Source organism: Lentzea californiensis (assembly GCF_024648825.1).
GTDB lineage: Bacteria > Actinomycetota > Actinomycetes > Mycobacteriales > Pseudonocardiaceae > Lentzea > Lentzea californiensis.
Genome location: NZ_JANBBE010000001.1, coordinates 669,334 through 684,843, shown reverse-complemented (window position 1 = coordinate 684,843; position 15,510 = coordinate 669,334). Strand labels below are relative to the sequence as shown.

Below are 15,510 nucleotides of genomic sequence, written 5' to 3'. Positions count from 1 at the left end.
CCGACCGTCCGGACGGGCACCGTGCTCACTTCTCCGGCTTACGGGCCGAAGCTGACACCAGATTACCAAACGGTCCCGCCGAGGCAAGCTCGTTCACCCGAAGGTGGACCGCCGACGATGTGCCCCCGAACACGTGTCGGGAGGATGAACGCACAGGTCAGATAGGCTCTCGAGGTACCGCCAGCCCCTCTGAACACGGGAGCAGTCTGTCGTGGCCCGAGTCGTCGTCGACGTCATGCCGAAGCCCGAAATTCTCGACCCCCAAGGCCAGGCGGTGGCGAACGCGCTGCCCCGTCTCGGCTTCGACGGCGTCACCGCCGTCCGTCAGGGCAAGCACTTCGAGCTGGAGGTCGCCGACGACGTCGACGACGCCACGCTCGCCAAGATCGCCGAGACCTTCCTCGCGAACCCCGTGATCGAGGACTGGACCGTGCGCAGGGTCGAGGCATGAGGGTCGGTGTCATCACCTTCCCCGGCACCCTCGACGACGTCGACGCGCAGCGGGCCGTCAGGTACGCGGACGGCGAGGCTGTGCCGTTGTGGCACGGGGATCACGACCTCAAGGGCGTTGACGCGGTCATCGTGCCCGGCGGGTTCTCGTACGGCGACTATCTGCGGTGCGGTGCCATCGCGCGGTTCGCGCCCGTCATGCAGGAAGTGATCGAGGCCGCGAACAAGGGGATGCCGGTTCTCGGGATCTGCAACGGTTTCCAGGTCCTCGCCGAGGCGCATCTGCTGCCCGGCGCGCTCACCCGCAACCACAAGCTGCACTTCGTGTGCCGCGACCAGTGGCTGAAGGTCGAGAACACCAGCACCGCGTGGACGACCCGTTACGACGAGGGCGCCGAGATCCTCGTGCCGTTGAAGTCGGGCGAGGGCGGTTACCAGGCCGACGAGGACACCCTCAAAGAGCTCGAAGACAACGGCAGGGTCGTCTTCCGGTACGTCGGCGACAACCCCAACGGCAGCCGCAACAACATCGCGGGCATCACCAACGCCAGGGGCAACGTCGTTGGCCTCATGCCGCACCCCGAGCACGCCATCGACGCGCTCACCGGCCCCACGGACGACGGACTGGGCATGTTCCTGTCCCTGCTCGACACGGTGGTGAAGGCATGATCGACACCGTCGAGAACGCCGAGGCGACGCCCGGCCAGGAGCAGCCCTACCGGGAACTGGGCCTCAAGGACGACGAGTACGCGCGCATCAAGGAGATCCTGAAGCGCCGCCCGACCGACGCCGAGCTGGCCATGTACTCGGTCATGTGGAGCGAGCACTGCTCCTACAAGTCGTCCAAGGTGCACCTGAAGTACTTCGGTGACACCACGACCGACGAGATGCGCAGCAAGATGCTCGCGGGCATCGGCGAGAACGCCGGCGTCGTGGACGTCGGCGACGGCTGGGCCGTCACGTTCAAGGTCGAGAGCCACAACCACCCGTCGTACGTCGAGCCCTACCAGGGCGCCGCGACGGGGGTCGGCGGCATCGTGCGCGACATCCTCGCGATGGGCGCGCGGCCGCTCGCCGTCATGGACCCGCTGCGGTTCGGCAGGCCCGACGCCGAGGACACGAAGCGCGTCCTGCCCGGCATCGTCGCGGGTGTCGGCGGCTACGGGAACTGCCTCGGCCTGCCGAACATCGGCGGCGAGGTCGTGTTCGACGAGTCCTACCAGGGCAACCCGCTGGTCAACGCTCTGTGCGTGGGTGCGATGCGCGTCGAGGACCTGCATCTCGCGCACGCGAGCGGCACCGGCAACAAGGTCATCCTCTACGGCGCGCGCACCGGCCTCGACGGCATCGGTGGCGTTTCGGTGCTCGCCAGTGAGACGTTCGACGACACCGCCGGCAAGCGCAAGAAGCTGCCGAGCGTGCAGGTCGGCGACCCGTTCACGGAGAAGGTGCTGATCGAGTGCTCGCTCGAGCTCTTCGAGAAGGGCATCGTCGCCGGCATCCAGGACCTGGGCGGTGCGGGCCTGTCCTGCGCGACGTCCGAGCTGGCGTCCGCTGGCGACGGCGGCATGCACGTCCGGCTCGACCGGGTGCCGTTGCGGGCCACCGGCATGACCCCGGCCGAGATCCTCTCCAGCGAGTCCCAGGAACGCATGTGCGCGGTGGTCGAGCCGGCCAACGTCGAGGCGTTCCTGGAGGTCTGCGCGAAGTGGGACGTCATCGCCACCGAGATCGGTGAGGTGACGGAAGGCGACCGCCTGGTCATCACCTACCACGACGAGGTCGTCGTCGACGTGCCCCCGCGCACGGTCGCGCACGAAGGTCCGGTCTACCACCGGCCGATCCAGCGGCCCGCCGACCAGGACGAACTGCAGGCGAACACGCCGGACAGCCTTCCGCGGCCGGCGAAGGACGAGCTGCTCGCGTTGATCAAGACCATGGCGGCCAGCCCCAACCTGGCCTCCAAGAAGTGGGTCACGCAGCAGTACGACCGCTACGTCCGCGGCGGCACGGTCCTCGCGCAGCCGAGCGACAGCGGCATGATCCGGATCGACGAGGAGACGGGCCGCGGCGTGGCCCTCTCAACGGACTGCAACGGCCGCTACACGAAACTCGACCCGTACGAGGGCGCGAGGCTGGCGCTGGCCGAGGCCTACCGCAACGTCGCGGCCACGGGTGCCACCCCGGTCGCCGTCACCAACTGCCTCAACTTCGGCTCGCCGGAGGACCCGGCGGTCATGTGGCAGTTCGAGCAGGCCGTGAAGGGCCTCGCGGACGGCTGCGCCGAACTCGGCATCCCGGTGACCGGCGGCAACGTCAGCTTCTACAACCAGACCGGCTCCACGGCGATCCTGCCGACGCCGGTCGTGGGCGTGCTGGGCGTCATCGACGACGTGCGGCGCCGCATCCCGACCGGGATCGGGGCCGAGGCCGGCGAGACGCTGCTGCTGCTCGGCGAGACGCACGAGGAGTTCGGCGGGTCGGAGTGGGCGCACCACGTCCACGGTCACCTGGGCGGACTGCCGCCGAAGGCCGACCTCAAGCGCGAGAAGCTGCTCGGCGAGATCCTCGTCGCGGGCTCACGCGACGGCATGATCTCCGCCGCGCACGACCTCTCCGAGGGCGGCCTGGCACAGGCCCTGGTCGAGACGTGCCTGATCGGCGAGGTGGGCGCACGGGTCTTCCCCGAGGGCGACCTGTTCACCGCGCTGTTCAGCGAGTCCGCGGGCCGAGTGCTGGTCGCCGTGCCGCGCACCGAGGAACAGCGCTTCGTCGACATGTGCACCGCGCGCCGCCTGCCGTGGCGCAAGGTCGGCGTCGTGGATCCGGAGTCGAACGCCCTGGAGGTCCAGGGCCTCGGCGAACTCCCGCTGGACGAGCTCCGCGAAGCCTGGGAGGGCACCCTCCCGGCACTGTTCGGCTAGCTGTTCGAAGCCACGCGGGGCGCTTTCGTACTGCATGTCGGTACGAAAGGGCCCCGCGTGGCGGCAAGTGGGGGTCAGCTCGACGCGATCCGCTGCAACTGCAGGAACGTGCCGTTGAACAGGTTCTGGTCACCGGGGAAGAGCCCGGCCGCCTGCCACTGCCAGATCGTGTGGAAGTCGAACCCGACCGGCAATGGGCCGAGTTTCGAGTTGTAGTGCGCGATCCACAGCGGGTTGTCGTCGCCGAACTTCACCGAGCCGCCGACGCACTTGTTCCACCAGTTCGTGGACGTGTAGATCGCCGGATGACGCTTGGTGCGCGCGTAGACCGTGTCGCTGAACTCCTTGACCCACGCCGTCATGGCGGTCTGGTTCATGTTGTAGCAAGTGTCGCCGTACGGGTTGTACTCCATGTCGAGCGCGGGCGGCAGCGTCTTGCCGTCGGGTGACCAGCCGCCGCCGTTGTCCACGAAGAAGTTCGCCTGCTGCACGCCGTTGGCGCGGTCGGGCAGTGCGAAGTGGTAGGCCCCGCGGATCATGCCGATGTTCAGGGAACCGTTGTACTGCTGGGTGAACTTCGGGTTCAGGTAGTGGGTGCCCTCGGTCGCCTTGACGTAGGCGAACCGGGCGCCTTTGTCCCAGGAGGACTTCCAGTCGACGTCGCCCTGGTGGCTGCTCACGTCCATGCCGGGCACCTTGCCCTCGGTGGGCGGGGACTCCGAGGCCGAACGGAGGTCGCCCGCGCCTTCGTGTTTGAGGATCTGGGAACCGGCGGTGTGGTCCGCGGAGCCCTCGGGCAAGGGCGCCGCGGACGCGGGTGCCGGCGTCATGCCGGCGACGATCGCCACGATGCTGATCAAGGTCCGCATGGACTAGATCGTGCGACCATTTGTCGCAATTAGCTACCGGGGTCACCCGTCCAGGCGGGACAACTCCTCGGCGGACAACTCCAGGTGGGTGGCGGAGGCCGAATCCTGGATGCTCGCCGGTCGAGAAGCACCCGGAATGGGGACTACCACTTCGGACTTCGCGAGCATCCACGCGAGACAGACCTGGTGGGCGCTCACGCCGTGGGCGTCACCGACCTCCTTGAACGGCCCACTCAGCTCGCCCGCCTTGCCGATCCCCCCGAACGGGCTCCACGGCAGGAACGCGATGCCGAGCTTGGCGCACAGCTCCAGCTCGGGTTCGCTCGACCGGAACACCGGCGAGAACTGGTTCTGCACGGCCGCGAGCCGCCCGCCGAGGATCTCGTTGGCGAGCACGATCTCGTCCGGGTTGAAGTTCGAGACGCCGGCGTAGCGGATCTTGCCGTTGTCCAGCAGTTCCTTCAGCACACCGACGGACTCCGCGATCGGCGTCTTCGGGTCCGGCCGGTGGAACTGGTAGAGGAAGATCTGGTCCACGCCGAGTCGTTGCAACGACCCGTCCACGGCTTTGCGCAGGTATTCGGGCCGGCCGTCGAGTTCCCAGCCGCCACCCGGCACGCGCGTGTGCCCGCCCTTGGTCGCCACGAACACCTCTTCGGAACGGCCGCGCAGCCCTTCGGCGATGAGCGACTCGTTGTGGCCGAAGTCTGTGTCGTCGAGCGAGTAGGCGTCGGCGGTGTCGATGAACGTCACGCCCGCGTCCAGTGCGGCGTGGATGGTCTCGATCGCCTGCGCGCGCTCCGGCCTCCCCTGCACGGAGATGGGCATGCCGCCCAGGCCGATGGCGCTGACTTCCACTTCTCCGATACGACGCTTCTGCATGCACTCCACTCTGGACCCTGACGATTAAGCTGTCCAACGCAGAGAACTGATCTCATTGAGCACTGGGCGTGATGAATCGTGGAACTCAGGCAGCTCGAACACTTCCTCGCGGTCGCCGAGGAGTGCCATTTCACCCGCGCCGCGCACCGGCTGCACATCGCCCAGTCAGGTCTCTCGGCGTCGATCCGCGCGCTGGAGGTCGAGCTGGGCGCGCCGTTGTTCCTGCGCACCACCCGCCAGGTCGAGCTGACCCAGGCCGGGCGGGCGCTGCTGCCCGAGGCGCGCCGGGCGTTGAGCAGCGTCGAGTCGGCCAGGGACGCGGTCGCCGCCGTCCAGGGGCTGCTGCGCGGCACGTTGTCCGTCGGCAGCCTGCAGTGCCTGCACGTGGTGCACCTGCCCGCCGTGCTGGCGCGGTTCCACGAGCTGCACCCCGGTGTGGAGATCAGGATGCGCCAGTCCGGCAACGCCGAACTGGTCGAGGAGGTGCGCGCGGGCCGCCTCGACCTCGCGTTCGTCACGCGGCAGCCGAAGATCGCCGACGACCTGCGGGTGTCCACTTTGGCCAGTGAACCGCTCGTGCTCGCGTGTGCGCCGGAAAGCCCTTTCGCCACAAGGGAGTCCGTCGAGCTGTCAGAGCTGGCCGGTCAGCCGTTCGTCGACTTCAACGCCGACTGGGGCACGCGCGACGAGGCCGACCGCGCGCTGGCCGCCGCCGGGGTCGAACGCAGGGTCGCCGTCGAGGTCAACGACGTGCACTCGCTGCTCGACTTCGTCGTCTTCGGCCTCGGTGTCGCGTTAGTCCCGCAGTCCTTCACCCTCAAGACCGACCGCGCGCACTTCGTCGGCCTTCGAGGGACCGCGCCCGTTGCCGAGACCGTCGTCGTCACGGCGAATACCGTCGGAGCCGCCGCGAGCGCCCTTCTCGACGTGGTTCTGGAGGCCAGGTCGGGCCGCCTCCGCGTCGCCGGTTAGGTGCCAGCCGGTCGCCGGCTCGCGGAACTCGGTTCCCTCCAGGACCTTCATCTCGCCGTCCTGGGCGGCGGGTGGCTGCGGGGAGGGGTGGAAGAACCTGCCCACCTCCGCGAACCCCATCTTCTCGTTGCCCAGGTTGACCACACCGGCGAAGGTCGTCTCCTGGAAGGAGATCCCGCCCGTGAACGAGGCGTTCTCCAGCTGCAGCCTGCCGTGGAACTTGCCACCGGAGAACAGCGTCACGCTCTTGACGTGGACGTTGCGCAGGTTCGTGATGCCGTAGAACCGCGCTCGCCGGGCGACGAACCGGTTGACGTACCGGCCGTCCAGCGAGAAGTACTCCAGGACCGCGCCGGTCAGGTCCAGGTCGCAGGACTCGTGCCTGCGCTTCTTCCCCCACGACAGGGTGTCCTTGATCAGCCGTTGTGCGGTCAGCCGGACCTGGTGCTCCAGCTGGATCTCCGGCGGCACCTCGCCGAAGTGCTGGTCCGGGTCTTCCGGCCGCGCCTCGTGCGCGGGGTGCTCGAAGGGCCGCCGCAGGTACGCGCACAGCACGTCGAGCACGGTCTGCTGGTAGCGGGGCGTCGTCCTGGCGAGTGACACCAGCGCGTGCATCGCGCCCACCCGCACCTGGTCGGCCTCGTTGCCGAGCAGCTCCACCGCCCGCGCGAACCGCTCGTCGGCGGCCTTCTCGCTTTCCAGCACGTGCTTGCGGTCGTTGAGCCACAACGCGTACAGCGCGACGATGGCACCGCCCGCGACGCCGGCGGTCTTCACGATCTCCACGGCCGGCGCCTTGACCACCCAGAGCAGGACCGCGGTCGCCCCGGTCACCACGGCCGCGGACAGAACCGCCAAGAACCAGCGCACGTCAGTTCCTCCACGCTTCGGGGAGGTCGGCCTTCGCCGCGAACGCGCAGCCGTCCGCCTTCACGTCGGTCCACTCCGAGCCGGAGAACTTGGTCTCCCCGCCGAACTTCGTCTCCGTGAAGATCGCGAGCCCGCGCGCCTTGACCCTGCTGAACCACGCCTTGCGACGGAATTCGTTGTGGTGCATGTACAACCGGCCGGTCACCTCGGCGTCGGTGAGGTACATGTCGCCGTGGACGACCATGTGGTGGAAGGCGTTGGACTCGTTGAGACGCGCGACCCGCATGATCAGGTCACCGACCTGCCGGTACGAGAGGTCCATGTACTCGAGGTGGGCCTTGGTGAGGTTGAGGTCGTAGCGGGCGGCGTCCTTCTCCTCCAGGCGCGGCAGCAGGTCCTCGACGAGCCGCTGCGAGGTGAGCCGGACCTCCAGTTCGATCTCACTGGCGTCCGCGTCGTCCGGCGACCGCTTGTACGGCTGGCGCAGGTACGCGCAGAGGATGTCGAGCACGGTCTGCGTGTACTCGGTCCTGGACTTCGCGAGGCCGGCCAGCGCGTGCATCGCGCCCACCCGCACCTGTGCGGTCTCGTGGCCCAGCAGTTCGACGGCGCGCGCGAACCGTTCGTCGGCCACGCGGGACCTGTCGTGGTCGATGCGCTGGCTCTCGAGCTCCTGGCGCGCCTCCTCGACCTTGCGGCGCCGGTCGTTCAGCCACAACGCGTAGAGGGCGATGATCGCACCGCCCGCGAGACCGCCGGTCTTGATCGCCTCGTGCTTGGGCGCGCCGGGGTCCACGAGCAGCAACGCGCCGCCGACCAGCAGGAACACGCCGATGGACGCGAGCACGGTCGACAGGAGCAAACTTTTCCTCACGAGGTCGGCATTCTGCCAAGGACCGGGTGCATGATGGGTCGGAACGGTCCGAACGCGGGTGGGGTGAGCGAGTGGAGCGGCCGAACTGGGCGCCGGGGGACATCGACCTGGAGCGGCCCAGCGTCGCGCGGGTGTACGACTACTGGCTCGGCGGCGCGCACAACTTCGCCGCGGACAGGGTCGTCGCCCAGAAGACCCTGGAGACCATGCCCGAGTTACGTGGGGTGGTCCTCAACCACCGCGCGTTCCTGCGCAGGGCCGTCCGCTACCTGCTCGGCCGCGGCGTCCGGCAGTTCCTCGACCTCGGCTCCGGCATCCCGACCGTCGGCAACGTGCACGAGATCGCGCAGGCCGCCGACCCCGGGGCCAGGGTCGTCTACGTGGACGTCGACCCGGTCGCCGTCGCGCACAGCCGGTCGTTGCTGGGTGGCAACGACCACGTCAGCGTGCTGCAGGCCGACGTCCGCGACTGGGCGGGCGTGCTGGCGTCGGACGAGGTGGACAAGCAGCTCGACTTCGACGAGCCGGTCGCCGTGCTGATGATCGCGCTGCTGCACTTCGTGCCGGACGAAGAAGACCCGTGGGGCATCATCGGCGGCTACCGCGACCGCCTGTCGCCCGGCAGTTTCCTCGCGCTCTCGCATCCCGGCTACGAGTCGGACGAGGAGACGGAGGCCTCCCGGCAGGCCCGCAAGATCTACGACCGGGACGTCGTGCGGACGACGTTCCGCGACCCGACCGAGATCAGCCGCTTCTTCGGCGGGTTCTCGCTGGTCGAGCCCGGTGTCGTTCGGGTGCCCGCGTGGCATCCCGAGTCGCCGGCCGACGTGGAGGTGGCCGGGAGGAGCTTCCCGGGGTTCGCCGCGATAGGCCGGAAGGCGTAGAGATGACTCCGGACGGCGACCGGCCGTATGCTGCGCGTTCGTGGCGTTAGGTCCGAGAAGATGACCGATCGGGTTGACCAGCGGGTGCGCGAGGATCGCTCTCCTTTGAGCCCGGCCGTACTGGCCGGTGCCGAGGCGTTCGCGCGCGGCTGGGCCACAGCCGTCATCGGGTCGAGCTACGTGCCGATGACCAGGGCCGAGGTCGCCCAGCACCTCCAGGACCTCACCGAGCGCCTGGTCGAGGCGCTGTTCGCGAGCCCGTTCCGCACGGCACCCGGCCACGAGATCGGCTCACGGCTGGTCGACGCGCACTTCACCGGCACCGACACGCTCGGCCGCACCGTCCAGCTGCTCGGCGACGACCTGCTGGTCGAGCTCGGCTTCCCCGGCGACGCCAGGCTGACGTCCCGCCTGAGCGCCCTGCAGGGCGCGCTGGCCGCCGGGTACGCCCGCGCGCTGCGGGAACGCACGCTCGCCGAGCAGGAGGCCATCAGGGCGGCCGTGCTGGACGCCCGCGACCAGGCCGAGTCGATGCTGCGGGCCTCGGAGGCCCGGTTCCGCGCCATGTTCACCGAGGCCGCGATCGGCATCGGCATCGCCGCCATCGACGGCCGGATCCTGGACGTCAACCAGGCCCTGCAGGACATGCTCGGGTTCAGCGTCGAGGAGATGCGCCAGTACAACGTGCGCGACCTCATGCACCCCGAGGACGCGGGCAGCGTGTGGCGGCTCTACGACCAGCTCATCGCCGGCGAGTGCGACCACTACCGGGCCGAGAAGCGCTTCCACCGCGCCGACGGCGAGCAGGTGTGGACGCACCTGACGCTGTCGCTGGTCCGCGACGACCACGGCGAGCCGCAGTACCAGGTCGCCATGATCGAGGACGTCACCGACCGGCACCTGCTGCAGAACCGGTTGCGCTACCAGGCGTTGCACGACCCGCTCACCGGGCTGCCGAACCGCGCGCTGTTCCTCGAACGCCTCGGGCGCGTGTTCAACAACCGGGCCAAGCACGTGCGGGCCGGTCTCTGCTACCTGGACCTGGACGGCTTCAAGGTCATCAACGACTCGCTGGGCCACGACACGGGGGACCAGTTGCTGGTCGAGGTCGGCCGCCGGCTCGACCACTCGGTGTCCGGCGAGGGCAAGCTGGTCGCGCGCATGGGCGGCGACGAGTTCGTGATCCTGGTGGAGGGCTCGTCCGGCGAGCAGGACATCGTGGACGTCGCGGACCGGGTGCTGACCGAGCTGGAGGCACCGATCCGCATCGCGGGCCACGAGCTGTCCGTGTCGGCGTCGATCGGCATCGTGGAACGGCAGCTGTCCGGCACGACCTCGGCCGACATGATGCGCGACGCGGACATCACGCTGTACTGGGCGAAGGCGGACGGCAAGGCGCGCTGGGCGTTGTACGACCCGGAGCGCAACGCCCGCGAGGTCGCCAGGTTCACGCTGTCCGCGACCATGCCGCGTGCCTTGGAACGCGGCGAGTTCTACGTCGAGTACCAGCCGCTGGTCCGTCTGGAGGACTCGACGGTCACCGGTGTCGAGGCGTTGGTGCGCTGGCAGCACCCGGAGTTCGGGCGGCTGGCGCCGGACCGGTTCATCGAACTGGCGGAGGAGACCGGCCTGATCGTCCCCTTGGGACGGTGGGTGCTGCGCAAGGCCTGCGAGGAGGCGCGGCGCTGGCTGGAGGAGTTCGGTGACGCGGCGCCGTTCGTGTCGGTGAACCTGGCTGTGCGGCAGTCCCGCGACCCTGAACTCGTGCGCGACGTCAAGCAGATCCTCGACGAGTGCGCGCTGCCGCCGCACCACCTGCAGCTGGAGCTCACGGAGTCGGCGATCATGGGCACCGCCGACGAACCCCTGGAAGCGCTGCGGGCGTTGTGCGACATGGGTGTGCGCATCGCCATCGACGACTTCGGCACCGGCTACTCGAACCTGGCCTACCTCAAGCACCTGCCCGTGCACGAGCTGAAGATCGCCGGCTCGTTCATGGAGGGGCTGCGGGCCGAGAACGAGGAAGACCCGGTCGACGCGCAGATCGTCGCGACGCTGGTGCAACTGGCGCACGCACTTTCGCTGGGCGTCACGGCGGAGGGCGTGGAGACGCCTGCTCAGGCCGCCCGGTTGCTGCGCCTGGGGTGCGACACGGGCCAGGGCTGGTTCTTCGCGCGGCCGGGGCCGCCGGAGAACATCGACAGCCTGTTGCGTGGTGATCTCTAGCTCGGGGAACACCCCAGGGCATGAAGTCATTGGCCCTGGTCGTCCTCCTGCTGGTCATGTCAGCCCCGGTCGCCCGTGCGGCCGAAGTGGTCCCCCTGCCCGCGGACAAACAGGCGTTCGGCACGGCCAGATCCGCTGCCAGCCCGGTGTGGTTCACCCTCGGCCACCAGGGTCTGTCCGAGATCTTCTTCCCCGACCTCAGCACTCCCGCGACCCACGAGACGCGGCTGCTGGTCGACGGAAAGCCCGGTCAGGCGCACACCGAGCCCGCCGACGACAGGTCGCTCACCTTCCGGCAGCACCTGCGCGGTGACGGCTGGCGTGCCGAGATCACCTACGTCACGGACCCGCAGCGCGCGGCCGTGCTCGCGGACGTGACGGTCACGGCGCAGCGCCCGGTCCGGCTCTCGGTCGAGCACGTGCCGATGAAGGGTTCCAGCGAGGTCAGGACCACCCTGCCCACCGAGCCGGTGCGCCGCGCCCACGGCACGTTCGCGGTCGGCCTCGGAGAGGGTGTCGCCCAGGCCGCGCTGGACCGGGGATTCCGTGCCAGCGCGAAGGAGTACGCGCGGGGCTGGCACACCTACCTCGACGGGTTGAAGCGCCCGAAGTCCGCGGACCGGCGGCTCTACGACATGTCCGTCATGATGCTGGCGGCGACCGAGGACAAGACCCACCCCGGCGCGTCGATCGCGTCGCCGAGCTTCCCGTGGGCCTTCGGGTTCGACCGGGAACTGGCACCGGAACTCGGTCCGTACGCACTGGTCTGGCCGCGCGACCTCTACCACGTGTCCACGGCCATGGTCGCCGCCGGCGACCGCGGGTTCGCCGAACGTTCGCTGGACTTCATGCTGCGCGAACAGCAGGAACCGGACGGCCACCTGCCGCAGAACACGCGCGTCGACGGCACCCCGGTGTGGACCAAGGTCCAGCTCGACCAGACCGCGGCACCGCTCCTGCTCGCCTGGCACCTGAGCCGCGCTGACAAGTCCACAATGGACGCGCTGCGCCGCTCGGCCGACTACCTGCTGAGCTACCCGAACTCGCCGTTCAGCGAGCAGGAGCGGTGGGAGAACCAGGACGGCTACTCGCCCGCCACCATCGCCTCGGTCGTCGCCGGCCTGGTGTGCTTCGCGGACCTGCTGCAGCGCAACGGGGAGAACGCCGACCGGTACCTGAAGGCCGCCGACGAGTGGCAGCGGAAGGTGGAGGGCTGGACCGCGACGAGCACCGGCCCGTACTCGCCGAAGCCCTACTACCTGCGACTGACGAAGGACGGGCAGCCGGACCAGGGCACGAAGTACAACCTCGGCGACAACAACCCCACCGACATCGACCAGCGCGCCGTCGTCGACCCGAGCTTCCTCGAACTGGTGCGGCTCGGCGTGAAGCGCGCGGACGACCCGGTCATCCGCAACACCGTGCGAGTGGTCGACCAGCAGCTGAAGGAGCAGGGCTACTGGCACCGGTTCACGCAGGACGGCTACGGCGAGACCGCGGACGGCAGGCCGTGGGGCATCAACTGGCCGACGCCGACGCGCACCTACGGCAGGCTTTGGCCGTTGCTCAGCGGCGAACGCGGTGAGTACGAACTGCTCGCCGGCGACAAGGCCGCTGCCGCCCAGCGTCTGCGCGAGATCGCCGCGACCGCCAACAGCGGCCTGATGCTGCCCGAACAGGTGTGGAACGGCCGGGGAACCGGCTCGGCCACCCCACTCGCCTGGACGCACGCGCAGTACGTGCGGCTGGCGTGGTCACTCGACGCGGGCCGTCCCGTGGAACGACCCGCCGTCGTCGTGAACCGCTACAAGAGCTAGCGCCTGCTCACGTTGTGCCCGGAGAGCTGGACGACCGGCTGAGCGCCACCCAGGTCGGACGTCCGGTACTCGCCCCGGATCGTCTGGCTCTCACCGGGGAACAGCGTGATGTAGTTGTCGCTCCAGTCGACCGGCAGCACCTCGGCGCCGCCCTGACCCTTGCGCAGCGACGCCCGCATGAAGAACGCCACGGAAGTACCGGTGTTCTTCACGGTCACGCTCGTGGACTGCCTGCCGCCCGTGCCCGGCGTCGTCGTGGAAGTCACCGACACCTGACCGGCCTTCAGCGAGCTCAATGACTTCAGGTCCGTGTACTGGGCCTGCGGCGTGTACCACCAGTCGCCGGCGTTGTAGTTCAGCGTGTCCGCCTTGGTGGACAGCCAGTAGACGTTGCGGTCGACCTCCTTGCCGGTGGAGTCCTTCAGCAGCAGCCGCACGAAGTACGCGGGCGTCAGGCCGGACGGCTGCGGCAGGGTGCCGACGCGCACGGAACCGTTGGCCTTGGCCGGAACCGGACGCGTCTCGTTGGCCTTCTGCGTGCCGTCGGAGTTGAAGACCGTCACCTGCAGGCTCAGGCCCTGCTTGGCTTCGAGGCCCATGTTCACCACGGCGAGCGACTTGTCGTCGTAGGAGTACTGCGCGTGCAACGCCTTGTTGGCCGTCTTGGCGCCGAAGTACGACCCCGCGGTCGCGAGGTTGTAGTTGTAGAGGTGCCAGAAGAGCTTGGGCCACGGGTCGTTCTGCATCCAGTAGATGAGGCCCTGCGCCTGGTTCGCGCCGGTGTCGGAGAAGTCGCGGCCGAACGCCTCGAACTGCGCGCGGTTCGTCTCGTACTGCTGCAGCTGCGCCTTCTTGACGAAGTCGTCGACGGTGGACGGCTTGCCGTAGCGGTTGTCGAGCGCCGTGCCCCAGAAGCCGATCTTGCTGAAGTTGGCCGACGGGGACAGGTGGTACTGCGTCGCGTTGTAGTCCGTCAGCTTGTTGATCTCGGCCTGGCTCATGAACTTCTTGAGCTCGTCCATCTCCGGGATGGCGAGTCCAGGGCCGATCTCGGACGCGAAGCCAGCGCTACCGCCCTTTTGGTTGTTGTACCAATAGACCGGCGGCTCCCACCAGTACGGGCCGTCCATCTTCATGCCCGAGTCACCGAGCTGCGGGGAGCTGCGGCGTGCGGCCGCGGTGACGATCGGCGTCTGCCAGTCGGCGCGCTTCAGAGCGTCCAGGTAGATCTTCTCGACGTCGGCCACGGGGGCCTCGTCCGAGCCGATCAGGAACGTGAACACGCTGGGGTGGTTGCGGATCCGCTTGGCCTCGCCCTCGGCGGACGCACCGGCGACCCTCTTGTCCTCCGCGCTGAACCCGCCGGTGTTCTGCCACTTCGAGCAGCACTCCCAGCCGGTCATCAGCAGGATGCCCATGCGGTCGGCCATGTCGTAGATCTCGTCGTTCTCGGGCTTGCCTTCAAGGCGGATCGTGTTGAGGCCCATGGACTTCGTCAGCAGCATCTCGTCGGCGATCTTCTGCACGTTCGTGCGCAGGAAGAGGTCCGACGCCCAGCCGCCGCCGCGGATCAGGATCGGCTTGCCGTTGATCTGGTACTGGAGGTTGCCGCTGACCATCTTCGAGGTGACCTCGCGGATGCCGAACGTCGTCCTCTGCTCGTCCGACTTCGCGCCCGCCACGGTCGCGGTCGCCGTCGCGTCGTGCAGCGGCTGCGCGCCCATCTGGTACGGCCACCAGATCTGCGGGCCGGTGACGGTGAGCGTGAACGTGACGGTCTTGGTCTCGTTCGCGGCCAGGCTGACGTTCTGGCTGTAGTTCTGGCCGGCGGCGCTGCCGGAGACGGTCGTGGTGACCGCGTTGCCGGTGTTGTTGCGCACGTCGGCCTTCACCGTGACCGTGGCGGTGTTCAGGTCCGGCAACGGCAGGTCGGACAGGACGTGCAGGCCGCGCACCGAGACCGCGCCGCTCTGCGCGATGTCGACGTCGCGGAACAGGCCCTGGTTGCGGTCGGGCGGGAGCTGCGCCCAGTCGATGAAGTGGATCACCAGGTCCTTGGCGGGATCGGACGGCGACGCCTTGACGGCGAGCGCGTTGCCGCCCTTGCGCAGCAGGCTGGTGACGTTGAACTCGAACGTCGGGTAGGCGCCGACCACGGTGTCCGTGCCGGCGACCTTCGTGCCGTTCAGCCACACCTCGCCGCGGGAGATCACGCCGCCGTTGAGCTTGAGGAACGTGTTCACGCCCGGCTGCGGGTCGGCCTGGAAGACCTTGCGGTACCACCACGGCACCTTGAAGTCACCGGGGTCGGCCTTCTTCAGGTTCTCCGAGTAGTTGACGTCCCCGTACCTGCCGTTCGCGATCAGGCCGGCCATCACCGTCGACCGCGCGGGCACGGTCAGCCACCCCGCGTCGGAGTAGCCGGTCCCGGAGATCACGCTGCCGGCCTGCGTGGCGGTGGTGCTGGTCTGCATGCGCCAGTCGGGGATCGTGGAGGTCTGTCCGGGGGCGGCGGCCACGGTGAGCGCCGTTCCCGTGCCGGGCACGGGGCCCGCGTTGGCTGAGGTGCCTGGCACGAGCAAAGCCAGACCCACCGCCGCCACGACCAGGGCCGGTAGTGGTCGGTTGCGCAGCATGTCGCTCCTCGACGCATCGGGGCGGCGGCGCTTCGGGGTATCGTAAAGAAGGTTTCCTTTTTGTGGGATGTCCGGCAATGCGCTCAACGGGTGACGCGGACCACGC

Annotated in this window: 11 protein-coding genes and 1 pseudogene; 7 read left to right on the top strand and 5 right to left on the bottom strand. The window is 68.9% G+C overall.

The features are described 5' to 3' along the window. Positions 1 to 211: 211 nt before the first annotated feature. The 3 genes from purS to purL are packed head-to-tail and all read left to right on the top strand — an operon-like array spanning position 212 to position 3,374. Positions 212 to 451 (top strand): phosphoribosylformylglycinamidine synthase subunit PurS, encoded by a 240-nt coding sequence (gene purS, locus LX88_RS03670; protein WP_030477798.1) that lies wholly within the window; start codon positions 212 to 214, stop codon positions 449 to 451. After that, complete coding sequence (gene purQ, locus LX88_RS03665; protein ID WP_258946426.1) at positions 448 to 1,119, top strand: phosphoribosylformylglycinamidine synthase subunit PurQ; 672 nt, start codon at positions 448 to 450, stop codon at positions 1,117 to 1,119. Before purS ends, purQ begins: the two co-directional genes overlap by 4 nt. Continuing rightward, positions 1,116 to 3,374, top strand: a complete 2,259-nt coding sequence (purL, locus tag LX88_RS03660) for a phosphoribosylformylglycinamidine synthase subunit PurL (protein ID WP_258946425.1) — start codon at positions 1,116 to 1,118, stop codon at positions 3,372 to 3,374. Before purQ ends, purL begins: the two co-directional genes overlap by 4 nt. Positions 3,375 to 3,448: 74 nt before the next feature. Here the strand turns inward: purL and LX88_RS03655 are convergent, their stop codons facing one another. Both LX88_RS03655 and LX88_RS03650 read right to left on the bottom strand, forming a co-directional pair. Beyond that, on the bottom strand, positions 3,449 to 4,243 hold the full coding sequence (locus tag LX88_RS03655) for a lysozyme (RefSeq protein ID WP_258946424.1): 795 nt from the start codon (positions 4,241 to 4,243) through the stop codon (positions 3,449 to 3,451). Positions 4,244 to 4,285: 42 nt separating this feature from the next. Beyond that, positions 4,286 to 5,125 carry an aldo/keto reductase gene (locus tag LX88_RS03650; RefSeq protein ID WP_258946423.1) on the bottom strand — a complete coding sequence of 280 codons (840 nt, stop codon included), beginning with the start codon at positions 5,123 to 5,125 and terminating at the stop codon, positions 4,286 to 4,288. Positions 5,126 to 5,203: 78 nt separating this feature from the next. Between LX88_RS03650 and LX88_RS43500 the strand changes: the two genes are divergently transcribed. Further along, positions 5,204 to 6,097: a LysR family transcriptional regulator gene (locus LX88_RS43500; RefSeq protein ID WP_372511165.1), complete on the top strand. Its 894-nt coding sequence runs from the start codon at positions 5,204 to 5,206 to the stop codon at positions 6,095 to 6,097. A 165-nt stretch (positions 6,098 to 6,262) separates the two neighbouring features. Here LX88_RS43500 and LX88_RS44535 read toward each other — a convergent pair. Both LX88_RS44535 and LX88_RS03630 read right to left on the bottom strand, forming a co-directional pair. Beyond that, positions 6,263 to 6,712, bottom strand: a pseudogene (locus tag LX88_RS44535) (hypothetical protein); the annotation flags it as partial. Positions 6,713 to 6,968: 256 nt separating this feature from the next. Beyond that, complete coding sequence (locus tag LX88_RS03630) at positions 6,969 to 7,841, bottom strand: pentapeptide repeat-containing protein (RefSeq protein ID WP_258946422.1); 873 nt, start codon at positions 7,839 to 7,841, stop codon at positions 6,969 to 6,971. Between the two features lie 71 nt (positions 7,842 to 7,912). Between LX88_RS03630 and LX88_RS03625 the strand changes: the two genes are divergently transcribed. From LX88_RS03625 to LX88_RS03615, 3 genes are read left to right on the top strand one after another with little or no spacing between them, the layout of a single operon-like run. Further along, positions 7,913 to 8,725: an SAM-dependent methyltransferase gene (locus LX88_RS03625; protein WP_258946421.1), complete on the top strand. Its 813-nt coding sequence runs from the start codon at positions 7,913 to 7,915 to the stop codon at positions 8,723 to 8,725. Between the two features lie 60 nt (positions 8,726 to 8,785). Beyond that, positions 8,786 to 10,951, top strand: a complete 2,166-nt coding sequence (locus LX88_RS03620; protein ID WP_177224554.1) for a putative bifunctional diguanylate cyclase/phosphodiesterase — start codon at positions 8,786 to 8,788, stop codon at positions 10,949 to 10,951. Positions 10,952 to 10,971: 20 nt separating this feature from the next. Next, the gene (locus tag LX88_RS03615) at positions 10,972 to 12,768 is read left to right on the top strand and encodes a glycoside hydrolase family 15 protein (RefSeq protein WP_258946420.1); all 1,797 of its coding nucleotides are present in this window, start codon (positions 10,972 to 10,974) and stop codon (positions 12,766 to 12,768) included. Here LX88_RS03615 and LX88_RS03610 read toward each other — a convergent pair. After that, positions 12,765 to 15,404, bottom strand: coding sequence for a glycosyl hydrolase 2 galactose-binding domain-containing protein (locus tag LX88_RS03610; RefSeq protein ID WP_258946419.1), 2,640 nt, complete (start codon positions 15,402 to 15,404; stop codon positions 12,765 to 12,767). The two genes, LX88_RS03615 and LX88_RS03610, sit on opposite strands and share 4 nt — an antisense overlap. Positions 15,405 to 15,510: the final 106 nt, after the last annotated feature.

Excerpts from the sequence above, each read along its gene's own strand:
- purQ (WP_258946426.1), top strand. The coding sequence starts at position 448 with ATGAGGGTCGGTGTCATCACCTTCCCCGGCACCCTCGACGACGTCGAC.
- LX88_RS03610 (WP_258946419.1), bottom strand. The coding sequence starts at position 15,404 with ATGCTGCGCAACCGACCACTACCGGCCCTGGTCGTGGCGGCGGTGGGT.
- purL (WP_258946425.1), top strand. The coding sequence starts at position 1,116 with ATGATCGACACCGTCGAGAACGCCGAGGCGACGCCCGGCCAGGAGCAG.
- LX88_RS03615 (WP_258946420.1), top strand. The coding sequence starts at position 10,972 with ATGAAGTCATTGGCCCTGGTCGTCCTCCTGCTGGTCATGTCAGCCCCG.
- LX88_RS03650 (WP_258946423.1), bottom strand. The coding sequence starts at position 5,125 with ATGCAGAAGCGTCGTATCGGAGAAGTGGAAGTCAGCGCCATCGGCCTG.
- LX88_RS03620 (WP_177224554.1), top strand. The coding sequence starts at position 8,786 with ATGACCGATCGGGTTGACCAGCGGGTGCGCGAGGATCGCTCTCCTTTG.
- LX88_RS03655 (WP_258946424.1), bottom strand. The coding sequence starts at position 4,243 with ATGCGGACCTTGATCAGCATCGTGGCGATCGTCGCCGGCATGACGCCG.